Annotated in this window: 19 protein-coding genes; 15 read left to right on the top strand and 4 right to left on the bottom strand. The window is 33.7% G+C overall.

The genetic code is table 11. The annotated features are described in order from the left end of the window. Positions 1 to 11 precede the first annotated feature (11 nt). The 6 genes from ES765_RS04675 (at position 12) to ES765_RS04655 (ending at position 6,456) form a co-directional block, all read left to right on the top strand. Entirely contained in the window at positions 12 to 1,550 is a 1,539-nt protein-coding gene (locus ES765_RS04675) for a right-handed parallel beta-helix repeat-containing protein (RefSeq protein ID WP_138111589.1), read from the top strand. A gap of 148 nt (positions 1,551 to 1,698) precedes the next feature. Beyond that, entirely contained in the window at positions 1,699 to 2,430 is a 732-nt protein-coding gene (locus ES765_RS04670) for a LytR/AlgR family response regulator transcription factor (protein ID WP_138111587.1), read from the top strand. A gap of 176 nt (positions 2,431 to 2,606) precedes the next feature. Next, the gene (locus ES765_RS21650; protein WP_171017226.1) at positions 2,607 to 2,780 is read left to right on the top strand and encodes a hypothetical protein; all 174 of its coding nucleotides are present in this window, start codon (positions 2,607 to 2,609) and stop codon (positions 2,778 to 2,780) included. Positions 2,781 to 2,869: 89 nt separating this feature from the next. Further along, positions 2,870 to 4,966, top strand: a complete 2,097-nt coding sequence (locus ES765_RS04665) for a tetratricopeptide repeat-containing sensor histidine kinase (RefSeq protein WP_138111585.1) — start codon at positions 2,870 to 2,872, stop codon at positions 4,964 to 4,966. Between the two features lie 27 nt (positions 4,967 to 4,993). Then, entirely contained in the window at positions 4,994 to 5,662 is a 669-nt protein-coding gene (locus tag ES765_RS04660) for a response regulator transcription factor (protein WP_138111583.1), read from the top strand. Positions 5,663 to 5,820: 158 nt separating this feature from the next. Further along, positions 5,821 to 6,456, top strand: coding sequence for a hypothetical protein (locus tag ES765_RS04655; protein WP_138111581.1), 636 nt, complete (start codon positions 5,821 to 5,823; stop codon positions 6,454 to 6,456). 17 nt (positions 6,457 to 6,473) lie between these two features. Here the strand turns inward: ES765_RS04655 and glyA are convergent, their stop codons facing one another. Continuing rightward, positions 6,474 to 7,748, bottom strand: a complete 1,275-nt coding sequence (gene glyA / locus ES765_RS04650; protein WP_138111579.1) for a serine hydroxymethyltransferase — start codon at positions 7,746 to 7,748, stop codon at positions 6,474 to 6,476. A 249-nt stretch (positions 7,749 to 7,997) separates the two neighbouring features. On the opposite strand from glyA, the gene ES765_RS04645 reads away from it, so the two are divergent. After that, positions 7,998 to 9,182, top strand: coding sequence for a hypothetical protein (locus tag ES765_RS04645; RefSeq protein WP_138111577.1), 1,185 nt, complete (start codon positions 7,998 to 8,000; stop codon positions 9,180 to 9,182). 29 nt (positions 9,183 to 9,211) lie between these two features. On the opposite strand, the gene ytxJ is transcribed toward ES765_RS04645, so the two are convergent. Then, the gene (ytxJ, locus tag ES765_RS04640; protein WP_138111575.1) at positions 9,212 to 9,607 is read right to left on the bottom strand and encodes a bacillithiol system redox-active protein YtxJ; all 396 of its coding nucleotides are present in this window, start codon (positions 9,605 to 9,607) and stop codon (positions 9,212 to 9,214) included. Between the two features lie 154 nt (positions 9,608 to 9,761). Here ytxJ and clpB point away from each other — a divergent pair, with 154 nt between their 5' ends. Beyond that, positions 9,762 to 12,362: an ATP-dependent chaperone ClpB gene (clpB, locus tag ES765_RS04635; RefSeq protein ID WP_138111573.1), complete on the top strand. Its 2,601-nt coding sequence runs from the start codon at positions 9,762 to 9,764 to the stop codon at positions 12,360 to 12,362. A 110-nt stretch (positions 12,363 to 12,472) separates the two neighbouring features. After that, positions 12,473 to 13,066 (top strand): TetR/AcrR family transcriptional regulator, encoded by a 594-nt coding sequence (locus tag ES765_RS04630; RefSeq protein ID WP_138111571.1) that lies wholly within the window; start codon positions 12,473 to 12,475, stop codon positions 13,064 to 13,066. Between the two features lie 70 nt (positions 13,067 to 13,136). On the opposite strand, the gene ES765_RS04625 is transcribed toward ES765_RS04630, so the two are convergent. Next, positions 13,137 to 14,765, bottom strand: coding sequence for a PorP/SprF family type IX secretion system membrane protein (locus ES765_RS04625; RefSeq protein WP_138111569.1), 1,629 nt, complete (start codon positions 14,763 to 14,765; stop codon positions 13,137 to 13,139). Between the two features lie 84 nt (positions 14,766 to 14,849). Between ES765_RS04625 and ES765_RS04620 the strand changes: the two genes are divergently transcribed. Then, the gene (locus ES765_RS04620; protein WP_138111567.1) at positions 14,850 to 15,392 is read left to right on the top strand and encodes a histidine phosphatase family protein; all 543 of its coding nucleotides are present in this window, start codon (positions 14,850 to 14,852) and stop codon (positions 15,390 to 15,392) included. A 94-nt stretch (positions 15,393 to 15,486) separates the two neighbouring features. Next, positions 15,487 to 15,948 (top strand): SsrA-binding protein SmpB, encoded by a 462-nt coding sequence (smpB, locus tag ES765_RS04615; RefSeq protein WP_138111565.1) that lies wholly within the window; start codon positions 15,487 to 15,489, stop codon positions 15,946 to 15,948. Here the strand turns inward: smpB and ES765_RS04610 are convergent. Beyond that, on the bottom strand, positions 15,945 to 16,586 hold the full coding sequence (locus ES765_RS04610; RefSeq protein WP_138111563.1) for a protein-L-isoaspartate(D-aspartate) O-methyltransferase: 642 nt from the start codon (positions 16,584 to 16,586) through the stop codon (positions 15,945 to 15,947). The genes smpB and ES765_RS04610 overlap by 4 nt on opposite strands. 146 nt (positions 16,587 to 16,732) lie before the next feature. On the opposite strand from ES765_RS04610, the gene ES765_RS04605 reads away from it, so the two are divergent. From ES765_RS04605 to ES765_RS04590, 4 genes are read left to right on the top strand one after another with little or no spacing between them, the layout of a single operon-like run. Beyond that, positions 16,733 to 17,707, top strand: coding sequence for a Gfo/Idh/MocA family protein (locus ES765_RS04605; RefSeq protein WP_138111561.1), 975 nt, complete (start codon positions 16,733 to 16,735; stop codon positions 17,705 to 17,707). Continuing rightward, positions 17,704 to 18,594, top strand: coding sequence for a 3-hydroxybutyryl-CoA dehydrogenase (locus tag ES765_RS04600; protein ID WP_138111559.1), 891 nt, complete (start codon positions 17,704 to 17,706; stop codon positions 18,592 to 18,594). The genes ES765_RS04605 and ES765_RS04600 overlap by 4 nt, the downstream gene beginning before the upstream one ends. 24 nt (positions 18,595 to 18,618) lie before the next feature. Continuing rightward, a complete protein-coding gene (locus ES765_RS04595) occupies positions 18,619 to 19,272 on the top strand; it encodes a YggS family pyridoxal phosphate-dependent enzyme (protein WP_138111557.1) in 654 nt (217 codons plus the stop codon). 41 nt (positions 19,273 to 19,313) lie between these two features. Further along, positions 19,314 to 20,678 carry an exonuclease domain-containing protein gene (locus ES765_RS04590; protein ID WP_138111555.1) on the top strand — a complete coding sequence of 455 codons (1,365 nt, stop codon included), beginning with the start codon at positions 19,314 to 19,316 and terminating at the stop codon, positions 20,676 to 20,678. Position 20,679 lies beyond the last annotated feature (1 nt).

Below are 20,679 nucleotides of genomic sequence, written 5' to 3'. Positions count from 1 at the left end.
ACTTTCTAAGCGTGCGTATTAGAATCCTTATAACTTTCTCATTATTATTTGCTCTAATATGGAGTGCCTCATGTAGAAAGGATTTTGATTATGCACCCAGTGCAGGTAATCTATCTTTTTCCAAGGATACAGTCTTCTTAGATACGGTTTTCGCCGAAATCGGTAGTAGTACATTTATTTTAAAAGTCTACAACAACACTAGGGATGATGTAATCATCCCTAGCATATCTCTTAAAAATGGATCTGAAAGTTTTTATAGGTTGAATGTAGATGGGGTTGCTGGTAAAAAATTTACTCGTATAACTATTTATGCCCAGGATAGTTTATTTATCTTAATTGAAACAACCATAGCTATTACTGATGAATCCAACGAACTATTATATACCGACGTCATTCTATTTGACAACGAACCACACCAACAGTCAGTAGAATTGATAACGTTGGCTAGAGATGCAATTTTTCTTTTTCCGATGGATGAAACTGGTCGTGAACCAGAAACAGTGGCCCTATATACAGATGATGCCGGAAACCAAATAGAAGTAACAGGATTCAAATTCAAAGATGAAGAATTAAATTTCACGAACAACAAAGCATATGTTATCTATGGATATGGTATCGTACCAGAGGAAAAGGAATTAATAATTGATGCAGGTGCAAGGGTATATTTCCATAAAAATTCAGGGATAATAGTCGAAAATGGCGCTGTAATTACCGTTAATGGTACTTTAAGCGAGAATGAGGAATTATTAGAAGGGGAAGTGGTTTTTGAAGGAGACCGACTTGAACCAGAATATTCTGAAATTCCAGGACAATGGGGAGCTTTATGGATACGTAAAGGCAGTACAAATAATAGCTTAAACCACCTGACCATTAGAAATGCCGAAATCGGATTATTTGCAGAAGGTGAATCTAATCTTTCTGCTAAAACCTTAACCATTAAAAATAGTCAGATATATAATAACAGTAGACATAATATATGGTCAAATAATGCCAAAATAGTTGCCGAAAACTTAATATTAGGTGGTGCTGGATCCTCTGCCCTACTTTGTGAAAATGGCGGTAGTTATTCTTTTACACATTGCACAATTGCCAATTATTGGAACAAAGGGTTCAGAACAAATGCTGCCTTAGAAATTAAAAATAGCGCATCAAATAACCTAGGAACGGGTTTTGATTTGATACAAGCAGATTTCAAAAATTGTATTATCGATGGTAACAATCTATCTGAAGTATCTTTAATTCCCAATGGGGAAAACATCTTTAATTTCAATTTTAAAAATAGCTTCATTAAATTTTCTCTAAGCCAACCTTCTACTGAATTAAATGACTTGTATAACTTTGTTAATTCAGAATTCTATTTTGATGTTATCATAAACGGCTCGGTTGATTACTTTCATTCTTCGGAAAATAATTTTAAAATTGGTTTAGCATCTGAAGTAATTGGTAAAGGTGATTTAAATACCGCAAACTCAGTGCCTTTTGATATCATTGGTACACAAAGATCATCAGCTCCTGATTTAGGTGCTTTCCAAGCAAAAGAAAGAGAATAATTCTATTATAGAATTTTCAATGGAAAGGTTTTTCTCTTATACCTTCTATAAAAAAACATTTTAACAGAAAGTCCTCCGTTTTTATAAAGACATCCTTTGCTGTAATTATTTAGCCTATGGTTAATTTCGTGTTAGACATTATATTTTTTTGGATTACTCATACACCATAATAGATTCAGATGCTGTTTCAAATTTGCAATTGCATGCATTTTTGGATGAATATGGCGACTTTGAATGTATAAATACTACGAAAAACCCTTCTGATGGGTTAAATGATATTATAAAATATTCTCCAGATATCGTTTTCATTAATCTCAATACTGATTATTCTTCAATTTTTCTAATGGTGACGGAGATTCATCAATATGTTACCCAACTTCCTATATTAATTGGTTTGGCGTCTACAAAAGATTATGCCTACGACGCAATCAAAAACGGCTTTTCCGATTATTGGTTACAACCCTATAATGAATTCGACATTCGTAAGTCATTGTTAAAGCTTAAAAAAAGAATGCCAAAAGAAAAAGCACCGGCTACATTATGTATAAAGTCGTACAACGATTTTCAATACCTGAACACAAATGATATTCTTTACTTGAAAGCAGATAATAATACTACCGAGTTTATTATGAAAGATGGTACGATTACCAATGCATACAAGACCCTTAAAACGTTTGAAAATACACTACCTGAAAATTTCATGCGTATACATCAAAGTTATATCGTTAACACAGATTACGTATCTAGAATTAATTTCGGAAAATCAGTTTGTGCTTTAAAAAGGGTAAACGAACAATTACCTTTTTCAAAAACTTACCGAGAGAATATGGATAACCTTAAGACCATACTCTCAAAAAATACCCTTTCTACCCTAAATTAGAGAATTCTCTCAAAAAATACCCTTTCTACCCTAAATTAGAGAATTCTCTCAAAACTAGGCTGTTTACTAGCAGAACTAGGTCATTCACTTAAGATTAACAAATTAACATCAACTACTCGCAAAAGGGTGATAATTTGGTAATAGAATAAACCAAAAACCCCTAAAACACACTTAAAATGAAAAAAGTAACAAGTATTTTAGCAGTAACAGTAATGGCATTAGGAATGGCAACGTACGTTTTAGAAAACACTGCCAATGAATTCAATTTCATGAATGATATATCTAAAGCATTAGCTTGTGATGATTGTGCTACAAATAAAGACCCAAGAAACCCAAAACAACTTAGCTAGAACAAAATAATACGGTATAAAAAAAGCCTTTAACATAAATGTTAAGGGCTTTTTTATATCTTGGATTTATGAAGTTCTAAAAAATAAATTTGATTAAAAGATATTTAGTTTTACTAATTCTATTAAAATTACTCAGTAGCTGTTCAGAGACCGAACTTACCCAAGAAGCACCTCTAAAAGCAATAGAAACCGATAGTATTAGTTTCTGGATAGAAGAAAGTAAAAATCCGGAATCTACTGAGCAACAAAATTTAACGCTTTTAAAGAAGGCTCATCAATTTGCATTAAACACATCCTCCGACTCCCTACAAGCTAACTATTTTTCTGTCCTTTCTGAAAATCTAAATTTCACCACAGACAGTACATTATTTCGTGAAATTAATAAACAAGCTATTTCTTTAAATCAAAAACGTAACGATTCATTACCTATAGGGTTTGCTTACTGGGATTTAGCCTTATTTTTTGAAAAATATTCAGTAAAAGATAGTGTCTATTATTCGTATTCAGAAGCACAAAAAGTATTTGAAACTATTGAGGAAAAACAACTTTCAGGTAGAATGTTTTTGCAAATGGCGAGAATTCAAATAAGTATTAAAGACAATGTTGGTAGTCAAGCCACTACGACTAGGGCTATTGAAAATTTTAAGCTATTAAATGATAATCGTTACCTATCAGAAAGTTATAATAATTTAGGCATTGCTTCAGGTATATTGGGAGAAGTTGAAAAATCATTATCCTATTATAACGAAGCCCTCTATTATTTAAAACAAGAAGAACCCTACAATTACATTAAAGAGGCCAAAATTGTTAATAATATAGGCGTTGTTTACCAACAAAATAATTTGTATGAAAAAGCCATAGATAATTACGATAAAGTCTTAAATATCGATAATTTAATTGAAAAAAACCCAGTGCTTTATGCTTTAGCGCTAAGCAATTTAGCCTCTAGTAAATTATACCTAAAAGACACATTAGATGTTAATAATCTTTTCATTAAAGCAATTGAAATAAAGGATAAAGAAAACCAAATTGCCAGTTTAGCATCATCTTATTTTAATTATGCAAAGTACAAAGCATATGCCAATGATACATTGATGGCAATTTCTTTTATTCAAAAAGCAGAAGATTTATCCATTGAAAGCGAGAATAATGAAAGACTATTAGAGGTTTGGGGGTTTTTATCTGAATTAAAAAAGAATGATGCCTCTAATTACTTTAAAAAATACATCAAACTTGATGACAGTCTTCAAAAAGAAGAACGTAAACAGCAAAACAAATTTGCCCGTATCCGTTTTGAAACGGACGAATTTATTGCCGAAAATGTGGAGTTAGAAAGCGAAAAAGAATCGCTTTCTAAACAGAAAACTATATGGACCGGTATTGCCACAGGTTTATTCTTGTTGGGTCTATTTATCTACACCATAATCAATCAACGTGCTAAAAATCAAAAACTTCGTTTTGACCAACAACAACAGGCCAATAATCAAGAAATATTCAATTTAATGTTGATGCAAAAACAAAAGGTTGATGAAGTAAAACGAATGGAGCAAAAGCGAATATCAGAAGAACTTCATGATGGAATTTTGGGCAAGATATTGGGAGCACGTATGGTTTTGACTGGGTTAAATAAACGTGCTACCGAAGAAGCTATACAAGAGAAAGCAAAAGCGCTCGGTTCTCTTCAAGAAATTGAAAAAGAAATACGTTCCATTTCACATGAGTTGAGTCATTCAGCATATCAAAAAATCAATAATTTTACCGATTCCATTGAATCCCTTTTATTAAGTGCAAATAAAAATGCCAATATCCATACTATTTTCAATTTTAATGAGGACGAAAGTTGGGATTCTTTAGCGGGCGATATAAAGATAAATACGTATAGAATTATACAAGAATCTTTTCAAAATGCCATTAAACATGCCAACTGTACTATTTTTGATATCACTTTTCATAGAACAGATGAACAGTTTGACGTTATTATGAACGATAATGGCATTGGTTTTAATGATAATAAAGGAAAAAAGGGTATTGGTATCAGAAATATTACATCAAGGGTAAACAAACTAAAAGGCACGTGCAATATTGATTCTATTGAAGGACAAGGGACTACAATTACACTAAAAATTCCAATTATAAAAAAATCCAATAATTCTACGGATAATAATTCCTACTATAAAAACGTTTAGTAAATTACAATGATTTTAAAAATTTAAATGGACACAGTACGAATCTTAGCGGTAGATGATCATGAAATGACCACTTTAGGATATAAGTATATTCTTGAGGATTCTGATTTTACAGATTTTAATGTAAAAGTTGAAATAGCAAAAAGTTTTGATTCAGGAAAAAATAAGATAGAATTTTCCAAGCGCTCCATTCCTTACGATATCATTTTATTGGATATCCAATTATTCTCTCCCGAATCCAAAGACCAGAGAACAGGTATCGATTTAGGTATTATTGCTCGACAAGAAGTTCCTAATTCTAAAATAGTCTTCATGTCATCATATAGTGATAATTATAGAATTAATAATATTTTCAAGACCGTGAATCCTGATGGTTATATGGTAAAATCAGAGATAGATGAAATGTCTCTCAAGGCTATGGTAGAAACCATAATGAATAATTCAGCCTATTATACCGCTATTGCCTTAGCTGCGATTCGACGTAGAATGTCTAGCGATATAGTTATTGATGAACAGGACCAAAAAATTCTATATCATCTTTCTCAAGGTATTCACACTAGAGATATTGCGCCATTAATTGGATCAGCAAACACTACTGTTGAAGGAAGAAAAAGACAATTAAAAGCTTTATTTGAAATTAAGAACGGGAATGACCTTGCCCTAATAAATGAGGCCAAAAACCGAGGATTTCTTTAAAATTAACTTACCACGCATAATTTATTGACTATCAACATGTTATAGGATATTGTGTTATTTTATACTAATGTCCTCCATAATTATATGGTCTTCCTAAGTTTAAAAACAAGGTGATAAAGGTATATTTATAGAAGAGAATACTTCTAACATACGCCTATATGTCTTTCGATTTTGATAATTTCATCAAAAATTCGTCACTAAACTTGGAATATACTAAAGAGATAATTGGTATTGACGAATTTCTCAACGCTCTTGAATACCATTATTTTTCTACTTTAACACTAAAAAGTAAGGGCTATACCTTAGATTCCTTCAATTTAGTTTTAGAAATTCATTGTAATTCCGATTTGATGGAATTATTCAACCATTTTTATACTGGTAGATGGGGTAACAATGGCTATAATGAGTCACCACTACAACATTGTCTAGAAATTATTAATTTAAAAAACAAATATTCGATTGATATTGAAGAACTTACCATCTCATTACATGATACCAGCATCGTAATTAAACGCATTTACAATAAAAGTATCCCAACCCAATTCAATAACATCTTAAAACAAATAGCATGTAACTTTGTGTTTTTAACTCGGGGGCTTACACAAAAACCTTATGAGATATTCGTACCTATATTTGAAGATAACTTAGACATAGAGTACGACCAAATTTACATAGCCCCAAAGTCTTATTCTGAATATTGGGGCATATACCTAGACAAAGATGACGAAGCTTCAATTTATGATGTAAATAGAAATACCTACGTAAGTGGTAATTTAGAATTTCTTACCGACTAAGTCTATTTATATAATACCTAAGCATTAAAAATAGGCCGTGTATTCATCATCTTATTCACTTTTGCCTTAACCTCTTTCACTAGAGTCTGATTTTCTGGATTAATGATTACTTGATCAATTAAATCAACCACAATTTCCATATCAGTTTCAATTAAGCCTCTGGTTGTAATAGCTGCCGTTCCAAAACGAATACCAGAAGTTACAAAAGGTGATTTATCATCAAAAGGTACCATATTCTTATTCGCCGTAATATCAGCTGCTACCAAGGCCTTCTCTGCATCTTTACCAGAAATATCTTTATTTCTTAAATCAATTAGCATCATGTGATTGTCGGTCCCACCAGAAATAATATCGTAACCTCTTTTAACAAAAGCTTTTGCCATCGCATCAGCATTTTTCTTTACCTGCAGAATATAAGAACCGTACTCGTCGGTTAATGCTTCGCCAAATGCTATTGCTTTACCTGCTATAACATGCTCTAAAGGACCTCCTTGGTTACCTGGAAAAACAGCAAGGTCTAATAATGCAGACATCTTTCTCAAATTTCCGTTTTTCAAGGTAATGCCAAATGGATTTTCAAAATCGGCACCCATCAATATTAGTCCTCCCCTAGGGCCTCTTAATGTTTTATGTGTGGTCGTAGATACAATATGACAATGTGGTATCGGATTATTTAAAAACCCTTTTGCTATTAATCCTGCCGGGTGCGAAATATCAGCTAGCAAAATAGCATTTACACTATCTGCAATTTTACGAAAACGTTCAAAATCCATATCTCTAGAATATGCAGATGCACCAGCAATAATCAACTTAGGTTGTTCTTTTGTTGCTATTTCTTGAATTTTATCATAATCTAACATACCAGTTGCCTGGTCGACTCCATAAAATACCGGGTTATACAATCTCCCAGAAAAATTAACCGGAGACCCGTGAGTCAAGTGACCACCATGAGATAAATCAAATCCTAAAATCTTATCACCAGGCTTTAAACATGCATGATAAACAGCAGCATTTGCCTGCGACCCTGAGTGCGGTTGAACATTGGCATAAGCGGCACCAAAAAGCTCTTTTGCTCTATCAATTGCCAACTGCTCCACTTTATCTACCACTTCACAACCACCATAATATCGCTTACCTGGATACCCTTCAGCATATTTATTAGTCAGAACCGACCCCTGTGCTTCCATCACTTGTGGACTTGTGAAATTTTCAGAGGCTATTAGTTCTAAACCATTAATCTGACGTTGTTTCTCTTCTTCAATTAGATTAAAAATCGTAGTGTCACGTTGCATGTTTCTATATCTTTTAAAATAAGATACAAAAATACAAATAGCCGATCTAATCGGATTAAAAAAAGAAGAAACACTTGACTTATTTATCAAATAGAAGTTGATAACTATGCATTATAGGTTATGCTGAAAATTAATATATAGAATACTACGTATTGAAAATATACTATTCTTTATCCCCAACCGTTATGTTAAAAGCCTTTTATGGCACGGCTGTTGAAATAGCTATAGTAACATCTAAAATAATTAGTCATGAAAAAATTTCTACTATTCAGTTTTATTGGTCTCCTACTATCTTGTAGTGGTGTCAAAAAAACACAGGAAGCGCTGAATTCTGGTAATTACATGGGCGCAATAAACAAGGCAGTTCTAAATATTGCAGAAAATAAAACTAAAAAAAGTAATCAAACGTATATTGTTCTTCTTGAAGAAGGGTATAGAAAGAATACAGAAAGAGAACTTCAGCATATTAAATTTCTGAAAAAAGATGGCAATACTGCTAATTTTGAAGAAATATACAATACGTATAGTAACTTAAAAACAATACAGGAACGTATTCGCCCCTTGTTGCCTTTATATATACAGGATCAAAATAGAAAGGCCCAATTCAACTTTAAGAATTATAACGACCATTTAATTTCGGCAAAATTGAAATTTTCTGAATTTCTTTACAATAAAGCTACGACCTTACTGGAAACTGCTAATTATAAATCTGACTACAGAACCGCCTATAGTGACCTTAATTATTTAGAAGAATTAAACCCCAACTATAAAAATGTTGTAACCAAAAAAGAGGAAGCCTATCAAAAAGGTTTGGATTATGTCATAGTAGAAATGACCAATAACACTGATAAGGTGATTCCTAAAAGGTTGGAAGATGAACTATTGAATTTAAATACATACGGACTAAACACCCATTGGACTGAATACCATACCAATAGAATTCAAAATCAGATATACGACTATCAAATGGAAGTGTCCTTTCAGAATATCAATATTTCTCCAGAACAAATTAATGAAAAACAAATAAGTAAGGAAAGACAAATAAAGGACGGCTACTCCTTTGTTGAAGACCGAAATGGAAATGTAGTATCTGATAGTTTGGGTAATAGTATTAAAGTAGATAAATTCAAGACGGTACGATGTGATTTTTATCAGTTTACTCAATTCAAAAGTGCACAAGTTACAGGAGTAGTAAACTTTATGGATTTAAGAAAGAAACAAAAAATAAATCAGTACCCATTATCCAGTCAGTTTGTTTTTGAGCATAGGTATGCAAACTACGACGGAGATAAGAGAGCTTTGGATAATGACTTGATCTCGTTATTACAACTAGCTAGGGTTCCTTTCCCAAGCAATGAGCAAATGGTATATGATGCCGGTGAAGATTTAAAAAATAACCTCAAGAATATTCTTAGTAAACAAAGTTTCAATTAACAAAAAGCCCCGTAACTACGGGGCTTTTTTTATATATATTGTTCCAATTTTATATCTGCAATTGCTCCATGAGACTCCTGCATAACCACTAATCCATTCTTGAGTATTAAAAGTTGGGGGGATTGATGTTGAATACCAAATTCAGAAGCTACCGCATTTGAAACATCTCTATGGGCACGGAGATCTAAAAAGTAAAAATTCATTTGTCCTTCTTCTAGACCATAACCACTTTTAAACATATTTAAAGCCATTCTACTAATACCACATGTAGTTGAATGTTTAAAAATAACCTGCGGTCTTTTGCCAGATTCTTCCTTAATTTCTTCCAATTGTTCTATTGAACTCAATGAGATCCAAGGAATTTCAGAAACATCCCTTTTTCCATCTTCTTTAGTCCCTCCAAATAATCCACTAAATAATCCCATATAAAATTTTCTTTATCAAATAAAACAATAACACAACCTGACTTTTTGTCTGTTTAATTGCGTATTTTCAAGCCATTTTGTCTTACCTAACCATTTGGTAAGATTGTTGAATAACATTTTTCAAAAGTATCATATTAATCTAAAAACAACGAAAATGAATATAAATAATTTCACTATAAAATCTCAGGAGGCCATTCAACAGGCCCAGCAGATTGGTCAAAATATGGGTCATCAGCAAATAGAGAATGAACATATTTTTAAAGCACTTACCGAGGTTGAAGAAAATGTCATGCCTTTTTTGCTTAAAAAACTTGGGGTGAATTTTAACCTGGTGCAGCAAATTTTGGATAAAGAATTACAAAGCTTTCCAAAAGTGCAGGGAGGTGATTTGCAGTTTTCAAGAGAGGCTGCCAAAACCCTTAACGAAGCAAGCATAATTGCCAAAAATATGGACGATGAGTTTGTCTCCTTAGAGCATTTGTTCTTGGCCGTATTAAAATCTAAAAGCAAAATTGCCCAAATATTAAAAGACCAAGGGGTTACAGAAAAACAGCTTAAAGCAGCTATAGACGAGTTACGAAAAGGAGAGAAGGTTACTTCCCAAAGTGCTGAAGAAACCTATAATTCTTTACAGAAATATGCCAAAAATCTCAATGAACTTGCTGATAGCGGTAAGTTAGACCCCGTAATAGGAAGAGATGAAGAAATAAGAAGAATACTTCAAATATTATCTAGAAGAACTAAAAACAATCCAATTTTGGTAGGTGAACCCGGTGTAGGTAAAACTGCTATTGTCGAAGGTCTTGCTCACAGAATTATTCAAGGCGATATCCCAGAAAATCTTAAAGATAAGGTTATCTACTCTTTGGACATGGGCGCATTGATTGCCGGTGCTAAGTACAAGGGTGAATTTGAAGAACGATTAAAATCAGTCATTAAAGAGGTCGTAAGTGCCGATGGAAATATCATCCTATTTATTGACGAGATACACACACTAGTTGGTGCGGGTGGTGGCCAAGGCGCCATGGATGCCGCTAATATTCTTAAACCTGCATTGGCCAGAGGTGAGCTTAGAGCAATAGGTGCTACCACCCTAGATGAATATCAGAAGTATTTTGAGAAGGATAAAGCATTGGAAAGAAGATTCCAAAAGGTCGTGGTAGACCAACCAGATACAGAAAGTGCCATATCAATTCTTAGAGGCATTAAAGAAAAATATGAAGCGCATCACAAGGTGCGTATCAAAGATGAGGCGGTCATCGCAGCTGTAGAATTATCACAACGGTATATAACCAATAGGTTTTTACCAGATAAGGCTATTGACCTAATGGATGAAGCTGCCTCTAAACTTAGAATGGAAATCAATTCAAAACCCGAAGAATTAGATGTTCTTGACCGTAAGATCATGCAATTGGAAATAGAGATTGAAGCGATAAAAAGAGAAGATGATAAGCAAAAACTCAAAATCTTAAATTTAGACCTCGCCAATGTAAAAGAGGAACGCAATGAAATTTATGCCCAGTGGGAAAGTGAAAAAACGGTCGTTGACAATATTCAAAAAACTAAATTAGATATTGAAAATTTCAAGACTGAAGCGGAACGCGCAGAGCGTAATGGTGACTACGGCAAGGTTGCAGAAATCAGGTATGGAAAAATTAAGGAAGCGCAGGAAAAATTAACAAAATTACAGGATGATTTAAGCGAACAACAGCATTCAGGAACCTTAATAAAAGAGGAAGTTACAAGGGACGATATTGCAGAAGTGGTAGCAAAATGGACTGGTATTCCAGTAACAAAAATGCTACAAAGCGAACGTGAAAAATTATTGAAATTAGAGGAAGTACTGCACAAGCGTGTGGTTGGTCAAGAAGAAGCCATTGAAGCAGTTTCCGATGCTATTCGCAGAAGCAGAGCTGGTTTACAGGATGAAAAGAAACCAATTGGTTCCTTCCTGTTTTTAGGTACTACCGGGGTCGGTAAGACAGAATTGGCAAAAACATTGGCTGCTTATCTATTCGACGACGAAAATGCTATGACACGAATAGATATGAGCGAATACCAAGAGCGGCATTCGGTTAGTAGATTGGTTGGTGCACCTCCAGGATATGTTGGCTATGATGAAGGTGGTCAATTAACAGAAGCTGTAAGAAGACGACCCTATTCAGTAGTGCTGTTAGATGAAATTGAAAAGGCCCATCCAGATACATTCAATATTTTGTTACAGGTTTTGGACGAAGGTCGATTAACAGATAATAAAGGAAGGGTAGCCGATTTCAAAAATACAATCATTATTATGACCAGTAACATGGGTAGCCAGATTATCCAAGATACGTTTGAAAATTCAACTGATATTCATAGTGCAACTGAAACTGCAAGGGTAGAAGTTCTAGGCCTATTGAAGAATACCGTTCGCCCAGAATTTATCAATAGAATTGATGATATTGTGATGTTCACTCCTTTAACAAAAAACAATATAAAGGAAATCGTAAGACTTCAATTAGAGTATTTAAAGAAAATGTTGGATAAACAACAGATTACCCTAGATGCAACCGAAGAAGCTATTGATTACTTGGCCGAAAAAGGGTATGATCCGCAATTTGGTGCAAGACCTGTAAAACGAACTATACAAAAAGAAGTATTAAACAATATGTCTAAAGCTTTGTTAAGCGGTGAGATAAAATCTGATAGTGTTGTTTTGCTAGATGCCTTTGATAAGGGTTTAGTTTTTAGAAATCAAGAAGGCCTCAAGGTTTAATCTTTTCAAACTGCAGAAAAGCGTCCTTAAAATTAATAAGGACGCTTTTTTTATCAACAATATATACCATGCAGTATAGTTTTTTTTATATTAGCATAAAACAGTCTGACATGTCAACTAAAGCCGAAAGAACAACTGCGTATATTATTGAGACTGTTGCTCCTGTTTTCAACAAGCATGGATACGTTGGCACCAGCATGAGTGATTTAACCGATGCCACCAACCTTACAAAAGGTGCACTATATGGTAATTTTGAAAATAAAGAAGCACTTGCGTTGTCTGCATTTGAATATAACCGTAATCTTCTTTTAGTTGCTATAGATGAACATTTAGCCATTGAAGGTAAGGCGATGGAAAAAATTGATAATCTAATTGATTTTTATAAGAAATACGATGTATTCACAATGTCAATGGGAGGTTGTCCGATATTAAATGTCGGTATTGATGCGCAACATAATAACCGCTTATTGGCCGCAGCCACAAAAGAAACAATAACTGACATTGAGGGTAAAATTGCCTTGGTCTTAGAAAGTGGCGTAAATAGCGGTGAGTTCAAAATCCCCGTTACTCCATTACAATTTGCTAAGCAATTATTTACAATAATACAGGGTTCCATTGCCATGGCTACCTTAACCAAAGACCGAAAATATTTAGTAAATACCGTTACTTATCTAGAAGTTCTCATCAAAAAAGAACTTAGGTAATTTTTTAACTACCTATTCAACAAACATAAAAGTAAATTATCCATTGGCATATAAATGTTGTGCCATTAGATTATTCTCCGGTAACTCTAAATATCCACGTCTTTTTACTGTATGTACCATCGAGTTTAGAATCTCTAGCTTCTCTTGCCTCATTAATTGTATTGTATTTAGCAAGATATACATAATTGTATTTGTTCAAGGACCGATAGAATGATTTTGGATTTAATCCTTTTTTCTTCGTTTCTGCCATAAAGACATCAAAGTATTTTTTGGTTCCAAAAACGTTCGCAATTAAATAGTAGCCCGGTGATAATGAACCTTGTTTATCCACTTCCTCATATTTTTCTCCAGCCTTAGGTTTTACCACTTCATTACGAGCCGCTAATTTTTCAGCTTCGACCAGTGCAGCTTCACTTAGGGCAATAGAATCTTGTCTATGTTTTTGATTTAAGGCAACTGCCTCGGCTTCTTTCTTAATAACAGAAGCTATCGAATCTTGCTTTCTTTGCGTTTCTATTGCTTTAGAAGCTGCCAGTGCTTGTTCGGCTTTTGCATTGGCAATAGAATCTCTCTTTCTACTTAAGTCCCTTTTAGATTCCTTCACTGCAAACTCCGCAAGCCTTGTTGACTCTTGTACAGAATCTTTCTGTCTTTGAATCGCTATCTGATTTAAACGTACTTGTTTCTTAGCTTCTCTTTTTAATGCTAATTTTTCTACATTTGATAATTCTTCCTTAACCAAGTCTTCTTTTTCTTCCTGTTCGGCAATTAATTCCTCTTTCAACTTTTCTTCAGCAGACTCCAATTTTCCTAGCTTATAAGATGTAACCAATTCAAAGGACGGATTCTGACCTTTTAAGTCTGAACTTGTACCTACTTCAATTAAAGCACCTACAGAAAAGCGCTTAAAGAATCGCCCTCCTATTCCTCCAGAAAATCCATAAAAGCTATTATATCCTCCCTGTACCCAATATTTATTTGTGGTAAGTAAAGATTGTATTCCGAATTGGGAATCAAATCCAGGAATAGATTTATAATAAATAGATGGCCTCAAAATAGAATTTTTATCAGTTTTCAAGATAGTAATTGGAAAATCATAACTAGTCAGTGCTAAAAACATACGCTCACCCGGGCCTGAATTGCGCTCATTAGTACTAAAATTATAATCCAGTAAATTTTCAGATACTAAACCTATATTTAACCTGTCTATATTCAAATTAATCCCTGTTGCCAATTGAACAATAAAATTATTATTAATCGAAGTTTGAATAGGATTAGGAATAAAAAAGCGTTGATCAGCTAGTTTTTGTTGATAACCAAAAAGATTAAGGCCAACACCCAAGAAAACATTTTCACTTAATTCAATATTATAAGCATAGTTCAAGGCTGCACCTGTATTTAAAAAAATACCAGTATTGTTTTGAAAAAAACCAACTCCAGCCGCAGAAACGTTATTTAACCTTGTCGTATAATTTAAAAACAAAGAAGTTGGGTCCCCATCATACGTTTGCCATTGCCATCTAGCCCACATTGCAACAGAAGATGGGTTATTACGATTTAAACTATAGGCTGGGTTTAACAGACTACTATTATATTCAGTAAGGTTGTGTTGCCTGAAATCACTAGGAAGTACAACCTCCTGAGCCTTTAAGCCTAGAACTACAAAAACAATGAGAAGTGTCCCACAAAGTTTATTCATATGCAAAAAAACAAAAAATAGACTATTTATAGTACTTTTTTGAAGTAATTTTAGTTATTATTTTAATATTTCAAACTTAATTTTATGAATGCTATAAAATTTGTTCTTTTCGTAATGCTCACATTTAGTCTTTCTTGCAAAGAAGAGCATGCAAAAGATATACCTCAAAATGACAAATTAGTTTCAACTTTTTATTTGATAAGACATGCAGAAAAAATTAGAACTAATCCTGACGATACAGATCCAGAATTAAATCAAAAAGGCCTAGGAAGGGCAATGCATTGGGCGGAAATACTTGATGCGGTTGAATTGGATGCCATCTACTCAACAAATTTTAATCGGACATCTATGACTGTAACACCTACATCGGTAAAGAAGAATATCGATGTTCAGTATTATGACCCAAGAATCATTGACATTTCTCAATTTAAAGCCGATAATTTAAACAAGAAAGTTTTGGTAGTCGGACACAGCAATACTACTCCAGAATTTGTGAATAAATTGATTGATGAAGAAAAATATTCCGATATCGATGATAGTGAAAACGGGACTTTATTTATTGTACAAATTGTAAATGGAGTTTCTACGGTTGATAAACTGATTTTTAACTGCAACTGCCCAGGATAATTCTCACCTTTTATTCTAATTACCTTCAGCTACCATTTGTAAATAGTTCTAAAAGTGTAAGACATTCATTCATTTGTTCTTATTTTTGCTATTGATGCAAAAGAATATCAATATTAAAAATAAAAAGGCTCGTTTCGAATACGAGTTAATGGATAAGTTCACTACCGGTATTGTTTTAGCTGGTACAGAAATTAAATCTATTAGAGAAGGTCGTGCCTCTATTTCAGAAAGTTTCTGTGAATTCAATGATAGAGATGAACTCTTTATTATTAATATGCAAATTGATGAATATTCGCATGCATCTCACTTTAATCACAAACCTAAAGCCGAACGTAAATTATTATTACAAAGAAGAGAGCTTAAAAAATTGAGTAAAGAGGTCAAAACTTCTGGTTTTACAATAGTTCCTCTTAGGCTATTTATAAACGAAAGAGGACTTGCAAAAATGCAAATTGCTTTAGCAAAAGGTAAAAAGCTTTATGACAAAAGGGACTCTATTAAAGATCGCGACAATAAGCGTGACTTGGATCGCGTAAAAAAGAATTTCAATAATTAATTTTTATTTTCAAGTAAGGGTACAAAACGAAAAGAACCATATTCGGTCTTTGTGAAATTCTTTTCTGTAGTTCTTACGTACAAGGTCATTATTTGTTCTTCAAATCCTATTGGGATTACCAACCTACCCCCTACTTTCAATTGTGAAAGCAATGCTTTTGGAACTTCAGGAGCCCCAGCAGTCACTATTATACGATCAAAAGGTGCATTTTCTGGCAACCCCTTATATCCATCTCCAAAAATGAATTTCTTTGGACGATAGCCCATTTTCTTAAAAAAAAGATTGGTTTTTTTAAAAAGTTCTAATTGACGTTCAATTGTAAAAACTTTAACCTTTATAAATAAAAGAATAGCAGTCTGGTACCCACTACCTGTACCTATTTCCAAAACATTTTGATTTGGCTCTAACTGCAATAATTCTGTTTGAAAAGCAACTGTATATGGGTGTGAAATGGTTTGGTCAGCACCTATTGGGAAAGCTTTATTTTGATAGGCATGTCCTTCAAAACTACTATCCATAAACAAATGTCTGGGTATCACACGTACGGCGTCTAGCACCTTTTTATCTGCAATTCCCTTATCTATTAGTAGTTGCGCTAAATGGTTGCGCATTCCCCTGTGCTTAAAGGTATCTTTCAATGGTAATTGGTTTGACTATCAAAGTTAGCAAAGATCTTTCAACCACGGAAGAACCTACTCAAAACTTAATCCTTTAATTCAAAAATTGAAATTACACATAGGATAAAACTACCTAACTATGTGTATTTTTGATAAAAAAGAAACAAATGCTAAAAGTTGGTGTTTTAGGAGCTGGACATCTTGGTAAAATCCACCTTAGACTTCTAAACGAATCTAAAAAATATGAACTGATAGGGTTTCATGATGCGGATAGTACTAATGGAGAAAAGGTCAGTGCCGAATTTGGGTATACTTATTTTAAAAACTTAGATGACCTAATTAATGCTGTAGATGTTATAGATATTGTAACTCCTACTCTTTCACATTATGAATGTGCTAAAAAATCAATTGAAAAAGGCAAGCATGTTTTTATAGAAAAGCCGATTACCCACACGTTAGAAGAGGCAAAATCTTTACTGGCCTTAGAAAATAAGTATGGTGTAAAAGGTCAAGTTGGTCATGTAGAACGTTTTAATCCTGCTTTTACCGCAGTGAAGAACGCTATAAAGCAACCCATGTTCATTGAAAGCCATCGCTTGGCTGAATTTAATCCTAGAGGTACAGATGTACCTGTGGTTCTCGATTTAATGATTCATGATATCGATGCCATATTAAGTGTGGTTAACTCTGAGGTTAAACAGATAAATGCCAGTGGCGTATCTGTAATTAGCCAATCTCCAGATATTGCGAATGCTAGAATTGAATTTGTAAATGGATGTGTTGCAAATTTAACTGCCAGTAGAATTTCCATGAAAAACATGAGAAAATCTCGTTTCTTTCAAAAAGATGCCTACATATCGGTCGATTTTTTAGAGAAAAAAGCGGAAGTAGTCAAAATGAAGGAAGCCCCTAAAGAGGCTGGAGAATTTGATATGATTTTACAGAATGCGGAAGGAATCAAAAAGCAGATTTATTTTGAAAATCCGTCTATAGAAACAAATAATGCCATTCTAGACGAGCTCGAATCTTTTGCAGATGCAATTAACAATGACACAATACCAGTGGTAAGCTTAAAACAAGGCACTCAGGCCCTTGAGGTGGCTTTACAAATTATCGCATCATTTAATACTACCACCTTATGAAAAAAATCGCTGTAATAGGTGCAGGCACAATGGGCAACGGTATTGCCCATGTATTTGCCCAAAATGGATTTCAAGTACATTTAATCGATGTATCTCAAGAAGCTTTAGATAAAGGTGTTGCTACAATTTTTAGAAATTTGGACCGTATGCTGGCAAAAGAAAAAATAGCTAATGCTGATAAAGAGAAAACGCTTTCAAATATTAGTCAGTTTACAGAACTTAAGAAAGGTATTCTCGGCACTGACCTTGCTATTGAAGCTGCAACTGAAAATTTAGATATCAAGATGCGTATTTTTAAGGAATTAGACGCTGTTTGTGATGCTAAAACAATTTTGGCGACAAATACATCCTCCATCTCAATTACACAAATTGCTGCAGTTACGAATAGGCCTGATATGGTTATTGGAATGCATTTTATGAATCCTGTTCCGATTATGACCTTGGTTGAAATCATTCGCGGTTATAGTACTTCTGATACGACAACAAAGGCAATAATGGAACTTTCTAAAAAATTAGGAAAAACGCCTACCGAAGTTAACGATTACCCTGGTTTTGTAGCCAATAGAGTATTAATGCCCATGATCAATGAGGCAATAGAAACATTACACCACGGTGTTGCTGGTGTTCAAGAAATAGATACGGTTATGAAACTGGGGATGGCGCACCCCATGGGACCACTGCAGTTAGCAGATTTTATTGGCTTGGATGTTTGCCTTTCTATAATGAATGTGATGCATGACGGATTTAAAAATCCGAAATACGCGCCCTCTCCCCTATTGGTAAATATGGTTATGGCAGGTAAAAGTGGCGTAAAATCTGGAGAAGGATTCTATGACTATACCAATACGAGAAAAGCCGAAAAAGTATCTCAACAATTTGAAAATTAATATTATTCTAAAACAATACATAATATGTCCATAAAGGAAGATCTTACGTCCATTTTAGATACCCTACCAAAAACGGTCACCTTAGTTGCTGTCTCAAAAACAAAACCAATTTCAGACCTTCAACAAGCCTATGATGAAGGCCAACGTATTTTTGGAGAAAATAGGGTTCAAGAAATGACGGAGAAATGGGAGAAAATGCCGAAGGATATCGAATGGCATATGATTGGTCACCTACAACGAAATAAAGTAAAATACATGGCAGAATATGTCTCTTTAGTACATGGTGTTGATAGTCCGAGATTATTGAAGGAGATCAATAAACAGGCTGAAAAATGTGATCGAACTATTTCCTGCCTTTTACAGGTTCATATTGCAGAAGAAGACACCAAATTTGGCTTTGATGAAAAGGAATTAGTAGACTTAGTCGAGAATGAGCAATTTAAGGGCTATACGCATGTAAAAATTAAAGGTTTAATGGGCATGGCTACATTTACCGATGATATGAATCAAGTTCGTCGAGAGTTTAAAAGTCTTAAATCCTTGTTTGATAAATTAAAAAATAAGTATAAAGATTTTTCCATACTCTCTATGGGTATGAGTGGAGATTATACGATTGCTATAGAAGAAGGCAGTACTATGGTGCGTATTGGAAGTAGTATCTTTGGATCAAGAAATTAACACCAAATATACACTGCACTTAAATAATCAGATTTTACTAGATGTACGCGATTTTAGATATTGAAACTACAGGCGGAAAATTTAATGAAGAAGGTATTACCGAAATCGCTATTCACAAGTTTGACGGCCAAAAAGTGGTTGACAAATTCATTAGTTTGATAAATCCTGAAAAGGATATTCAACCTTTTGTTGTGAAACTTACCGGAATTAACAATAAAATGTTGCAGACAGCTCCTAAATTTTATGAGGTTGCTAAAAGAATTATTGAGATTACGGAAGATACCGTATTGGTAGCCCATAATGCACAATTCGATTATAGAATATTGCGAACAGAATTTAGACGATTGGGTTATAATTTTGAACGAAAAACATTGTGCACAGTAGACCTATCCAAATTATTATTACCAGACGCTGAATCATATAGTTTAGGAAAACTAGTAAGATCACTAGGTATACCTGTAACTGACCGACATCGAGCAAATGGTGATGCACTAGCAACAATAAAATTATTTAAACTATTACTGGTTAAAGATTCCGAAAAAATAATTGTTAAAGAAACCATTCGTAAAGAAAGTCAAGGTGAGCTCTCAGAAAAACAATTAGACATTGTACGAGAACTACCCAACAAAACAGGTGTCTTTTATATGCATGGTAAAGATGCTGATATTATATATGTCAGCAAAAGCACTGACATAAAGAAAAAAGTAAATCAACTATTTACTAAAAGTGGCGATAAGTCTAGAAAGTTAGCCAAAGACACTAAAAAGGTAACTTTCGAAGAAACAGGAAATGAACTTATTGCCATTCTTAAAGAACACGAAGAACTATTAAAGCTTAGACCTAAATATAATAGTATCCCTAAAAAAAGAATGTATTCGCACGCATTATGTAAAACTAAAAATGATAATGGTTATTATTCATTAGAGATTAAAACATATCGCGAGTGTAAAGAACCGTTAGGATTATTTAATGGAATTTTTAGTGCAAAAAATCATCTCTATAAAATCACAAAGGAGTTCGAACTTTGTGAAAAGGTAAACGGTATTAGTGAAGCCCGCACGAATTGTTCTGCCTTTGATGAAGGTACCTGTAAAGGTGCATGTATTAAGAAAGAATCGCATGAGACCTATAACAATCGTGTTCTTGCCGCGACTACCAAATACAACTTAAACAGTAAAAATGTAGTATTATTGGATAAAGGACGTGAGATTGGTGAACAGAGTGCTATTTTAATTAAAAATGGTTCCTTAGTTGGTTTTGGTTTTTGTGACCTTAACTATCAAATAAATAATATTCATATCTTGGAAACTTTAATTACCCCAATGAACGGAACAAGAGACGCTAATTTTCTTATAGAATCTTATTTGAGAAAAAAAAGAGTCCTTAAAACAGTAGAATTAAATTAAT

Origin of the sequence: Maribacter sp. ACAM166 (assembly GCF_005771495.1) — a bacterium.
In the GTDB taxonomy this organism is placed as follows: Bacteria; Bacteroidota; Bacteroidia; order Flavobacteriales; family Flavobacteriaceae; genus Maribacter.
This window is presented reverse-complemented; position numbering and strand designations above follow the sequence as displayed.